General features: G+C 63.6%; 7 protein-coding genes. 6 read left to right on the top strand and 1 reads right to left on the bottom strand.

The annotated features are described in order from the left end of the window. Nucleotides 1–111 precede the first annotated feature (111 nt). The 6 genes from QOC89_RS01545 (at nt 112) to QOC89_RS01520 (ending at nt 12,013) form a co-directional block, all read left to right on the top strand. Nucleotides 112–1,368: a PLP-dependent aminotransferase family protein gene (locus tag QOC89_RS01545; protein WP_323043405.1), complete on the top strand. Its 1,257-nt coding sequence runs from the start codon at nt 112–114 to the stop codon at nt 1,366–1,368. Between the two features lie 501 nt (nt 1,369–1,869). After that, on the top strand, nt 1,870–3,720 hold the full coding sequence (locus QOC89_RS01540; protein WP_323043404.1) for a DUF2138 domain-containing protein: 1,851 nt from the start codon (nt 1,870–1,872) through the stop codon (nt 3,718–3,720). 153 nt (nt 3,721–3,873) lie between these two features. Then, the gene (locus tag QOC89_RS01535) at nt 3,874–4,575 is read left to right on the top strand and encodes a DUF1175 domain-containing protein (RefSeq protein ID WP_323043406.1); all 702 of its coding nucleotides are present in this window, start codon (nt 3,874–3,876) and stop codon (nt 4,573–4,575) included. Then, nucleotides 4,572–9,392 (top strand): alpha-2-macroglobulin, encoded by a 4,821-nt coding sequence (locus QOC89_RS01530; protein WP_323043403.1) that lies wholly within the window; start codon nt 4,572–4,574, stop codon nt 9,390–9,392. Before QOC89_RS01535 ends, QOC89_RS01530 begins: the two co-directional genes overlap by 4 nt. An 11-nt stretch (nt 9,393–9,403) precedes the next feature. Continuing rightward, complete coding sequence (locus tag QOC89_RS01525) at nt 9,404–11,176, top strand: DUF2300 domain-containing protein (RefSeq protein ID WP_323043402.1); 1,773 nt, start codon at nt 9,404–9,406, stop codon at nt 11,174–11,176. A 39-nt stretch (nt 11,177–11,215) separates the two neighbouring features. Continuing rightward, nucleotides 11,216–12,013 (top strand): YfaP family protein, encoded by a 798-nt coding sequence (locus QOC89_RS01520; RefSeq protein ID WP_323043401.1) that lies wholly within the window; start codon nt 11,216–11,218, stop codon nt 12,011–12,013. A gap of 191 nt (nt 12,014–12,204) precedes the next feature. On the opposite strand, the gene QOC89_RS01515 is transcribed toward QOC89_RS01520, so the two are convergent. Further along, a complete protein-coding gene (locus QOC89_RS01515) occupies nt 12,205–12,480 on the bottom strand; it encodes a hypothetical protein (RefSeq protein WP_323043400.1) in 276 nt (91 codons plus the stop codon). Nucleotides 12,481–12,704 lie beyond the last annotated feature (224 nt).

The raw sequence follows: 12,704 nt of genomic DNA, 5'->3' as shown, positions 1-12,704 counted from the left end.
GGAAAACGCAATACGTAGTGCGTAGATATCGTTTGCTGCCCGCGTGGACGATGGCCACAATCGGCATCGATCTTCCACCGACAGCTATCGTCACCTAAGCGGCCCGTCATCATGTTCGCGTTCAATCCCGCCTTCGAAGCGCCGACCGGTTCGCCGATCCGCGAGTTGTTCAAGTATCTGGCCCAGCCTGGCATGATTTCGTTTGCCGGCGGCTATCCGGCGAGCGATCTGTTCGATCGTGAAGGGCTCGACGCGGCTGCGGCGCGTGCGTCGCAACAGTCCACGCTTTGTCTGCAATATGGCCCGACGGATGGGCTCGCCGTCCTCAAGGAACAACTCGCGCAATTGATGACGCGCCGTGGCACGGCCTGCACGCCGCAGGAATTGCTCGTGACCACGGGGTCGCAGCAAGGCTTCGATCTGCTGTTGCGCGTGATGGTCGCGCCGGGTGACGTGGTGCTGGTCGAGCAACCCGCCTATCCGGCGACCTTGCAGGCGCTGAAGCTGCAGGAGGCCGAGGTGGTGACCGTGCCGGTCGATCAGGACGGACTCGACGTTGCCGCGCTCGCAGCGTTGCTCGAAGCGGGCACGGAATTGGGCACGGAATTGGGCACATCGGCGGCCACCGCAGCGGCCACCGCAGCGGGCCCATTAGCGCGGCCGCCGAAGCTGCTATACACCGTGCCGACCTTTGCCAATCCCACGGGCGCGACCTTGTCGCTCGAACGCCGCATGGCGTTGTTGAAGTTGGCGGCGCGTCACCATTTTCTGATTGTCGAAGACGATCCCTACGGCGATCTGCGTTTCGGCGGGGAGGCATTGCCGTCGCTGCTCGCATTGAGCGATCAGGTGCCGGGTTCGCGCGACTGGGTCGTGCATTTTTCGAGTCTGTCGAAGATCGTCGCGCCGGGCTTGCGAGTCGGCTGGATGGTCGCGCACGCGGAAATCTTGCGCCGTTGCGTGATCGCCAAGCAGACCGTCGATCTGTGCAGGTCGCCGTGGACCCAGGCGATCGCCGCCGAATACCTCGCGAGCGGCGCGCTGGAGCGCCATCTGCCGCGGATCGTGGACGCTTACGCCATGAAGTGCCGCGCGCTGTGCGATGCGCTCGATGCGCATTTGTCCGACAGCATGGCGTTTCATCGTCCCGCCGGCGGCATGTTCGTGTGGGCGCGATTGAAGGGCGCTCGGAATGCGTCCGACGCTCTGCGGGCCTGCATCGAGCGCAACGTCATGTTCGTTCCGGGCGTCGCGTTCTATAAAGACAATATCGACGTTGCGGCACTGCGCTTGTCATTTGCCGCGCCTGGCGTAGCCGAAATTGAAACCGGCGTGCAGAGAATGAAACAGGCGTTGGCGTTCGTTTGATGGCGACTCACGCGACTAATGCAGCAATCCGGCTAACATGGCGGTGATTGAAAAGCGGTAAGCGCAGTACTGGAAATAACCGGGCGAGCATGCAATGTGCGGCCGGGTTTTTTATGCGAATGCCAAATCGCGGCGATTTAGCATAAGCATCCCGATGCGCCAATGCAGCGTAAGGCCGCACAACGCCGTGCGCCGATCGACGGCGTGTTCCGGTTCAAGTCAATAGCGTGTGCACATACCGCCTTGCACTCGGCGCACGGTCCGCACACTGGTTTAAGCGAGGCGATTGCATCGAATGGACGCAGTTGCGAAAAGCTTAATCCAGCGCTTCCGGTATTCTCGCCAAACTCCCATAAAACATGGCCAAGTGTTAAATGCCGAGTACCACCGTTTTCGGCTAAAAATATCGGTTATCATGCGCTGCTTTCAGCGCGTGATTCCGATGGATTAATCCACGGGCCATCCACGTTAATACCGTCGCATCGAACCAGAAAAAATCAGATGAAGATGTCGCGCAAAAAGATTGCAATCCTGGTGGTCGGTCTTCTGGTCGTGGCCGGCGTGGTGATTCAGGCGGTGTGGCGTCCCTTCGCGCATCGCAAAGCCGCCGGGACCGGTGAAGTCGCGCTCGATATTCATCACCCGGACGCGGTGATCGACAGCGAAGCGCTCTCGCGTTTGCCGCGCGACATCTTGCGCGTGCCGCTGCTGCACGACGTGCTGACACAGCACTTCGTCGACTATTACGAATCGAACGACACGCGGCTGTCCGCCGAGGGCGCGCTGCGGCGTCTCGCATTTGAACATCAACTGGACTGGCGCGATGAACTGATCCGCCGCGTATTCGACGAACCGGCGCACGTGCTGCTGTGGCGCTCGCCCGATGGCCGCCTCGGCTACTGGGTGATGTCGATGCGCCGTAACGGGCTGGCGAAGCTGCTGCAAGGCTACGCCAACGTCGCCACGAGCGACGCGCAGCTGAGCCGGGTAGCCAGCCTTTCCGGCGACATTCCGGTCTATGCGTTGAAGCTGGCAATCGGCCGCACGATTCTGTTCGCGACGAAGGGCGACCGCCTGATCGTCATGTCCGCCCCCGGCGTGTTGCTCGACGCGAAAGGCGGCTTGCTGAGCGAGCGGGCCGACGCCGTGTCCGACATGCTGTCGTCAGGCCGCGACGATGCGGCGCGCGCCTATCAACTGGACTCGCCCGGCGATGCGCCGAAGGGGCACCGGCTGGTGGTGTCGGCCAATTATTTGTCGTTTGGTTATCAGGCGTTTTTCTCCGGCATCGACGCACTGCGATTCGATTTTTCGTCGAACGATAATCCGCCAGGCGGACTTCCTGCCGGGCGTGCGGCGGCGAACTGGCAGACCTCCGCGCTGATCGAGCCGGGCAAGTTGCCTCAAGCGTGGAATAGCGCCGATGTGTGGCGCGCGTTGCCGGCCAATCCGGCGGCGTGCACGAGCTTGCCGGCGGACTGGAAAGCGGCGTCGGGCCTGTTGAGCAAGGTGGCGGACGTAGGCGCGCAGGGCGCCGCTGCAATCGGCGAGCAGCTCGCCGGCCCCGCGGCGGTTTGCTGGTATGCGAAGTCCACGCTGGTCGCGCCGGTGTTCGTCGCGCGCGTGAAGAGTCAGGACGCCGCGAGCATCGCTGCGCTGAAGACCGCGCTCGGCAAGACCTTTGGTGAGGTGATCGGCGCGTACGAGGCGAAGGCCGCCAAATCCGCTGACGCTGCTTCAGGCTATCGCCGTTTGCCGGTCACGCAGCGCGACCAGGACGGCGTCACCGTGTGGCAGCGGCCGGTCAGTGCGCGCTCGGGTACGGCTTTGTCCAGCAAGGCGTCGTTCGCAACGCAACTGTCGGCGGAGCGCTATTTCCCGGTGACGCTTGCATTGGCGCGCGGCTATCTGATTTTCTCGCCCGATTCGCGACTGGTCGACGATACGCTCGCGGTGCTCGACAAGCGCTATCCGGCCCTCGCCGATACGCTTGCGCCGCAGCGTCTACCGCGCACGATTCTGACGCTGACGCCATCGTCGGCCGCTGCGTTGATCGAACGCGAGGCGGGCGCGGCGTTGCCGGCGGATCAGGAAGCTGTGTTCCGCAATGCGTCGCGTACCCATCTCGTGCCGAAGCTGCACGCGCTCGCGCACTATCCGCCGGTTTCGTTGACGCTGCCGCAAAAGTTGCCGGGCTCGACGGGCTGGGTGCCGGTGGAATGGTGGTTTGATCGTGCGAAGGCGGGTGCCAACGATGGTGCTAACGCCGGTGAGGCAGCGGGTGCGGCGGCGGGTGGGGCGGCGGGTGTGGCCGATACGCCCGCGGATCAGCCCGGCACCGAGGGCGACTAGTTGCGCCGCCTTCACGTTTTCGACATGGCACTCGCGACGGATGCATGCGCACAGACGCAGGCGTGTGAAGATGCGCCCGTGCCTGCGCCCATGCCCGTGGTGCATCCGGTCGCCCACGCGTTCGAGACGTCCGCCAAGGTAGCTACGCCGCGCATGGCTCACCCAGCACGCACATCACGTCGCGTCTGGCTCACTCGCGCGGCTTCCGCATTCGTGATGGCCAGCCTTGCGCCCTATGCAAACGCGCTCACCAGCACGACCGCCGCACCCGACCCCGACGCGCTCTCACCGCAGCAATCCGCCGCATTTCGCGCGTGGTTCGTGCGCATCGTCGATCAGCAAATGCGCCGTGGCCCGACGCCGCGCTGGACCCAACGCGATTGCGCGGGCCTCGTGCGCTTTGCCGTCGGCGAAACGCTCAGGCCGCATGACACCCGATGGCTGCGCGCGAACGGCATGACCAGTCTCGCGGACACCAGCAGCATGCCGCCCGAACTGCAACTGTCGGCATCGCAACGCGGCATCGCGAATCGCTGGACCCAGCTCGATGGTTCCACCGGCGCGTACGCGTCCGCGATCGCACTGATTCAACGCAACAGCCGTTTCGTTTCGAAGGACGTGAACCAGGCGTTGCCCGGCGACCTCCTGTTCTTCGACCAGGGCGACGACCAGCATCTGATGATCTGGCTGGATCGCTACATCGCTTATCACACAGGCACCGTTACGCCGACCGACACCGGTCTGCGCGCCGTGGCCGTCTCCGACCTGATGCAATGGAAAGATTCCCGCTGGCAGCCGCTCGACGGCAATCCGAATTTCGTTGGCGTGTTTCGTCTGGATTTTCTGACACCATGACCCGAATCAATTCCGTCATCGCGTCGCGCGCGTGGCTCGGCAATCTGAAGCGTCGCGCGGGCGTCATTGTGGTGGCAGTCGTCGCGGCCATAGCGCTCGTCATCACACCAACGGCGTATGCCGACGATGACGCCTCGAGCGCCGCCGCCGATACCAGCATCGCCGCGAACCCGACCTTGCAGCCGGCACCATCGAGCAACTTTGCCTGGCAGAAGGTCGACGGTCAGCCGTTCTTCCTGCTCTCGGACGCGAGCTTCGGCAGCGATCAGTTGGCGCAGGTGCGGCTGGAGGCGCCCGGCCGCGATTTCAAGGACACGTTGCAGCCGTATGGCGGCGCGGACATCGTCGTGTATCGCGTGCCCAGGCCGTTGGACTTTCTGAAGGCGCAGAAGAATCTGCATCGCCTGAATGTCGCGCCGAATTATCAGGGGGAAGGGCTCGCGAATACGCTGGCTTATCTATGGGACCGCTGGTTCACTGAAGCACGCCGCGCATGGCAGCGCGTGTTGTCGTTCGCGACGCGCAGCAAGGCCACCCAGGCCGAGCCGCAATTCAAGCTCGGCGAGCAGCCCGGCAAGCAGACGCAATTTCAGCAGAACTCGCAGTTCGCCCCGCTGAAGGGCTATGACATGGTCGCGCGCTTTCGCTATCCGATCTGGGACGCGAAGGCGATCGAGCCGCCCAAGGGCGTGAATCTCCAGGGCAGCAGCAGTAACTTCATCGAAGCCAGTTCGGGCAATGTGATGATTCCGGTCGGCAAGCTGCCGCCGGGGCTGTATATCGTCGAGGCGGTGATCGGCAACTATCGCGCGCATACCTTGCTGTTTGTGTCGGACACGGTTGCGGTGGTGAAAGCGGCGTCGAGCGGCATGCTGGTTTGGACCACCCGGCGCGACAACGGCAAGCCGGTGCCGAACACCGACGTGAACTGGACCGACGGCGTAGGCGTGCTGCAAAGCGGCACCACCGGCGCCGACGGCGCGTTGGTGCTGCAACACGTGAGCCCGGAGCGCAGTTACCTGCTCGGCACCGATCCGCAAGGCGGCGTGTTCGTCTCCGAGAATTTCTATTACGACAGCGAGATCTACAACACCAAGATCTACGCGGTGACCGACCGTCCGATGTACCGGCCGGGCGACGCGGTGCATGTGAAGTTTATCGGCCGCACTTTCCAGAACGCGACGCAATCCAGCGCGCCTGCCGAGGCCGATATCAAGCTCGATGTGCTCGATCCGAACGGCTCGCCGGTCGCGACGAGCAAGATGCATTTCGCCTCCGATACGGGTGCGGACACGGCGTTCACGCTGCCCGCCGATGCCACCGCCGGCGGCTATACGTTGCGCTTCGATTACAACGGCGACGTGTACGGCAGCGCATTTCGCGTCGCCGACTATGTGAAGCCGCATTTCGACGTCAACCTGTCGATGGATAAAGCCGACTATGCGACGGGTGAGCCACTGAAGGGCACAATCCAGTTGCGTTATCCGGACGGCAAGCCGGTGCGCGATAGCAAGGTCTCAGTCACGCTGCGCGCGCAGAAAGTGACGATCGTCGACGGTGAATTGCGCTATGCAGGGTTATTCCCGGTCAAGCTGGAGCAGCAGGAACTCACGACCGACAGCGACGGCAACGCGAACCTCACGCTGCCCGCCGCCAAAGAGCCGAGCCGTTATGCGTTGACGCTGTTCGCGCAGGACGGCGCGGCCTACAAGGTGCGTGTGACGCGTGAGGTGCTGATCGCGCGGGGCGCGACGCCTTATCGCCTGTCCACAGCCAGGTCGTTTTCACAGCCGAAAGAAGCGGTCAACTTCGATCTGCAGGCGCTCGGTACGCTCGATCCTTCTGCGCATGCGCCGGCGAAGTGGGAGTGGACGCGCCTCGAATCGCAAACGCATGGTCAAGGCGCACTCAAAGGCGCCACGGCAGGCGGCAAGCTGTCGTTCCCGGTGCAATTCGACGAACCGGGTTCGTACATGCTCTCGGTCAAGGACGACACCGGCAATCTGCTCGCCGCCGCGAGCCATTGGGTCGCGGGCGATGGTCTGAAGGCAATTCCGGGCAGCGTCGAGATCGTGTTCGATCGCGACAGGTACAAGATCGGCGATACCGCCGAAGCGTTGATCACGTTCCCGATGCCGGTCGACGATGCACTCCTGACGCTGGAGCGCGACAACGTCGAACACCGTGCGTTGCTGAGCGCCGGCGGCGACTGGCTGCAACTGCAACGCGTGGCGCCTTCGCAATGGAAAGCGCGTATCAAGGTCGGCGCGGACTTCGCGCCGAACATGACGTTCTCGGTGCTATACGTGCATGCCGGCGAATACGTGTTCCAGAACGCGGGCATCGTGGTCGCGCAGCCGCAGATCGAGTTGAACGTGAAGAGCGACAAGCCGGTGTACGGTCCGGGCGATACGGTCACGCTGAACTTCGACAGCACGCTGAACGGCAAGCCGGAAGCGGCGAATCTGACGGTGAGCGTGGTCGATGAAATGGTCTACGTGTTGCAGCCGGAAATCGCGCCGAATATCGTCGACTTCTTCTATCACCCGCGCCGTAACAACGTGCGCACATCGTCGAGTCTGTCGTTCATTACGTACGATCTGGCGCGCTCGCCGTTGAAGGGCGCACCGGGCGGTCCGCAGCGCGCCAACTACAACGAGCGCGGCGTGAAGGTACTCGAACGGCCGCGTCGCGACGATCAGGACACGGCCGCGTGGGAAGGCAATCTGAAAACCGACGCGAACGGCCACGCCACCCTGACCTTCAGGATGCCGGACTCGCTGGCGCGCTGGCGCGTCACCGTGCGCGCGGCGGCGCCGGATGGCATGGTCGGTCAACGTACCGCGTATGTGCGTTCGGACAAGGCGCTGTATCTGAAGTGGAGCGGTCCTTCGCATTTCCGCGTCAACGATCAACCGGCCATCGACATGATCGCCTTTAATCAAACCGATGCGGATATGGATGCCGAGTGGGTGGTCAACGGCGGCGGTCTCGCGTTGAACCAGAAGGTCACGCTCAAGCGCGGCGCGAATTATCTGCGTCTGCCGAGCGGCGCGCTGAAGGCCGGTGTGATCGAGGCGAGCTTGCGTCGTGCGGGTCAGGACGTGGATCGCTTGCAGACCACGATCCACCTCGACGCGAGCGGCTGGCTCGATCTGCATCAGAACACGGTGGCGCTCGACGGCTCGAACAAGCCGCTCAATCTGCCGCAAGATGCACAGGACATCAACGTGCGTTTCATCGGCAACGCGGCGAGCGAATTCGCGCGCGTCGCCGACGATCTGATCAACTATCCGTACGGTTGCGCGGAGCAGACCTCGAGCCGTCTGATTCCGCTCGCGCTCACTCACGATGCCATTGGCCGAAATGACAACGCCAGCTCCACGCAAGGGCTCGAAGCGCTGTTGCGCAATCAGCGGCAGCGTCTGGCGATGCTGGCGGGTGTCGGCGGCACATTCGGCTGGTGGGGCGATACGACCGGCGGCAGTTCGCTGATCACCGCTTACGCGTATTACGCGGACTGGCTCGCGAGCCGCAGCCTCGGTATTACGCTGCCCGCCGACAACTGGCAGCACGCGATGGACGTGTATCGCGATGCCGGGGCGAAAGAGCCGCTGTTGCATCGCGCATTGGCGCTGTGGTTCATGCAGCAGATGGGCTTGCCGATTGCGACGCCGGTCTCGGGTGTCGCGGCGGATTTGATGAGCGATGCGGCGGCGTCGGGCGATGCGTCTGCTCCGGCTCGCAACGGCACGTATGGCGCGTCGGACAGCATCGTCTTCGCGCAAGCCGATTCGCCGCGTGGCAAGCAGATGGCGACGCTGCTGATCGCCAACATGGCACGCGGCACGAATGCTCAACTGCCGGACGGCTTCGATGGAGCGGCGAGCGCCGCGCGTACCGCATTGGCCAACGATGCTGCGCCGCTCGTGCAAAGCCTGCTTTACATGACAGGCGGCGATGGTGGCGCGGTGGTCGACGCCTCGGCCTTGCTGGCGAAGAGCAGCGCCGATTACCCGACGCTCGATCGTGCCCTGACGCTGCTGTGGGTACGCAAAGCGCTCGGCGGCGACACCGCGCCGGCCTCGCTGCCTTCACTGCAAGGCGCGGGCTGGATGCGCACTGCGACGCCGACCGGCGCAGCGCTGTGGAAGTGGACCGGCGCCGCACGCTCCGACGCAGGCGCCGCTGGTGGCTTGCCGGTCACGCTCGACGCAGGCGCCGCACGTACCGACGTCAACGCGCTGGTGTCGTTCCGCAGTCATACGAGCGAGGACAGTCGCCTGAACATCACGGTTGAACGCCGCTTCTACAAGCTGGAGCCGCTCGACGTGAAGGTCGAGCCGAAGAAAGCGGACGGCGCCGGGAGCCAACTGGGCCGTGCGGCGTTTACCGCGCGTCTGGTGAAGCCAGGCGACGCGATCGACAGCAATGCGCTGTACGTCGACGAGGTCAAGCTCACGCCGCGCGCGGGCAACGCGTACCACTACGGCCTGCTCGAGGTGCCGTTGCCGCCGGGCGGTGATGTCGAGGCGACCAGCTGGGGCGTGTCGATCGACGGATTGCCTGGCGAAAAGGATGACGCAAAGGGTCCGCAACCGTTCGCGCGCGCTGCTTCGTATGAGATGGGTGAGTTGGCCTATCACCAGCCGGTGCCCTTGCTCGATCGTCCGGTGACGCTGCGGCAACTGGTGCGTTTCGCGTTGCCGGGCACGTTCGCATTGCCGGCCGCCCGCTACTTCCGCATGTATCAGCCGGACGCCAAGGCGTTCGAAGGCGGCAAGAGCGATCGTGTGACGACCTTGCGGATTCAGTAAGCGAGATCGCTATGTTCTCCGCTCTTCGATATTCGTGCGATCGTTCCGTAGCTGCGCTGCGGATTGCGCTTGCCGTGGGAGCGGGGTGGGCGTTCAGTGGTGGGGGCGTGGCTGTGGCTGCCATGGCTGCATCGTCAACCGCGTCCTCGACCCAAACGCTGCGCTTCGCGTGGTTGCGCGACGGTCAAGCGCAGCTTTGGCAATTCAACGCGGGCGCCCCCGCGGACGGCCTCGCGCCGCAGTCCGCACGTCCGTTGCCGGCGACGCTGGAGACGCCGCTCGGCAGCGTGTGGAAGCTGTTCGTCTACGGCTATCTGGTCGATCGCAATGTCGCTACGCCGGATTACACCTGTAGCGGCGGCGATCCTGAAGAAGTGTATTGCTGCATGACGGGCGGTCACGTCGACCGCGAACATGCGCTGGTGCAATCCTGCGGACGCTTTTTCGAGCCTGGCCGCCTGCAACTCGATCCCGCCGATTGGCGCAAGTACTGGACGGCCGCACATGCGCCCGCCTGGCTGCGCGACCTTCACGCGATGACGCCGGCGCAGCGTGTGCCGGTAACCGACTTGCTCGCCGCGTTGCAGTCGATGCCGGCACGGCCGCGTGAAGCGGCGGCGAGCACCTTGATCTCGGTGTTGACCAGCGGACGCGGCGAAGGCACCGTGTCGCTCTATGGCAGCGCGCTGCGCGCTAAAACGTGGACGATGCCGGATCCGGCGCGGCCTGGCGCCTCGATCGGCGGTGCGGCGGGCTGGCTCGTCGACGGCACGCCGGTGTGGCTGGGCGGTCCCGGCGGCAGCGCGCGCGTGTTGGCGGCCGCCGCGCCGCGTATTGCGCCATTGCTCACGCAAGTCCCGGTTCCCGACGACAACGCATGTGTCCTGGTCGATTTCTTCAGCCGTTATCCGATTCGAGAAGTACTCGGCGACAAAGGCCCGGCAGCGGCGCCGGACGGTCCGCTGCGCGGCGAGTTCCGGGTCGGCTTCGTCAACGGTAACTGGGCGCGTGTGCGAAGCCGTGGGGAACTGCGGGTCGATCGCGACGCCGCGAGCGCGCCGCGCGTGGTCGGCCGCTTCGGCATGAACGACTACGTCGCGCGGGTGGTCGAGCGCGAAGGCGATACGAGCCAGCCGGAAGCCGCCAAGGCGTTGGCGGTGGCGGCGCGCTCCTACGTCGTGCAGCATGGCAATCGCGATCACGGGTGCTTGCGTATCGACGACAGCAGCAGCACGCAGCGCGTCTTGCCGCGCGCGCCGACCGCGGCCGCGCGCCGTGCAGCCGATCTGACCGACGCGCTGGTTCTGACCGGCGTGCCGGTTCAGTACCACCACGACAAGGCCGGGCCCGGGCAGATGAGCTGGCTTGCCGCGAAGGCGTCCGCGCAAACCGGTCTCAGTTTCGACGCCATTCTCGCGCGGACCTGGCCGCAAGCGACCTTGACGTCGTTCGAGAGTCCGTTGTCCGGCGATTGCATCCAGGTGGCCGGCGCGGAGCAATGGCTGCGGCGCAACGCGCCGTCCTGGGCACGGCGCATGGACGGCGCGGCGGGCTACGAGACGCCCGATCTGCCGGCCGTATGCGCCGTGCGGGAAGGGCGCCCGTATGCCGATGCGCAGCGTAATCGCGTGTACGTGTATCGCCTGCAGAGCGAAGAGGACCGTATCGCGTTGGCGCACGAATATATTCACCTCGCGTTCCAGCATCATCCGCGTGGCCTCGATGAGGCATTCGTCGAACGTACCGCGCGCACGCTGATTCGTACCGACAATCCGATCCAATGAACGACGTTTTGCGCTAACAGCGAGATGGGAGCAGTAACGATGAAGGTGAAGAAGACGCGTTGGATAAAGGCCGGCTGGACGATGCGCGTCGTTGCCTGTCTGGTGGCCGCGCCGCTCGCGCATGCGAGCGATATCGACTTCGGCGCGCCGTTGAACGGCTGGCGCAATACCGGCGGCGACAACGAGCGCTATACGCAGGACGTGCATTACCCGGCGGTGTCGGTGTCGACGCCGGAAGGGCAGTCGAAGTTCGCGCTGATCGAAGGGCAGATCCGTAACACGCCGAAGAAGAAGGGCACCACGGTCGGCACCCTGGTAGTCGACGGTACGCCATTGCCGCAGCGCGTGGAGGAAGACGGCAAGTTTTCTCGGCCTTACGCGTTTCCTTCCGGCAGCAACAGCGTCGAACTGCGGGCGCCGGATGGGTCGCGCAAGCGCGTGCAGTTTTATGACGCTTACGGCGGCAAGACTCAGCCGAAGTTGCGCGTGCTGCTCGCATGGGACACCGATGGCACCGATCTCGACTTGCATGTGGTGTCGCCGGACGGAGCGCATACATGGTACGGCGAGCGCGTGGCGCCCAACGGCGGCGCGCTCGACGTGGACGTGACGACTGGCTATGGGCCGGAGATTTATTCGTCGGCGGCGCCGCTGAAGGGCACCTATCTGGTCTATGTGAATTTCTACGGCAACGGAAACAGCGGCAGCGATATGACCGTCGCTCAGGTGACGATCATCACGAACGAGAATACGCCGAACGAGAAGAGCGAAACGATTCGGGTGCCGATGCGTAAGCCGGGTGAGTTGACGCTTGTGAAGACGTTTGTGATGCCTTGATGCTTGAGGGGCAGGCTGCGCGTTTTTTTTGCCTGCGGAGCGTCGCACTGCGCCGCTTGCGCGGCTGGTGCGACTTGTGGCGAGCAGCGGGTGATATCTCAACGGGTTCAACGACTTGCGTGAGTCGTGCGCGGGGTTATCCACAGGCTTATGAACGGAATCTGTGGAAAGAATTGATCTTGATGAATACGTCATTTGAGATTCGAACGTCTCCACTTACACCACCGCTGAACAAATCGAGTCGCGGTCAATACAACAAGAATTGCGACCAATAAAGAGAAAAAGAACGCAACGTTCACGAGGAAGTCACCAATCGCTTCATCGCCATAAATATGCAATGCGGAGGTTGCATAAAACACCATACGATCCATGACGCTTGAAAACAGAAATATGCCGATAGGTATGTTGACCAATATGGCTACACCTGCCACCGAGCCGCATTGGATTGCAATATTCTTGATACTCATTGGACGTCAACCGCGTGATATGCGAAGCCCTTGCCATTCGGCAGAGCTACAGGTGTTGTGAAGAAGCCGATTTCTCAGCCTGAACAACGCAACCGGGTCGGCCAGTGTGATGCACCGTCACACGCAATGTGGACATGGGTTTGCTGTCAAGCGGGAATGTGCATGCGACTGGCAATCTCTCCTCCGTTGGTCAGTTTGATCGCTACAGATCATTCACAAAGCCG

This window comes from Paraburkholderia sp., assembly GCF_034668105.1.
Classification (GTDB): domain Bacteria; phylum Pseudomonadota; class Gammaproteobacteria; order Burkholderiales; family Burkholderiaceae; genus Paraburkholderia.
This window is presented reverse-complemented; position numbering and strand designations above follow the sequence as displayed.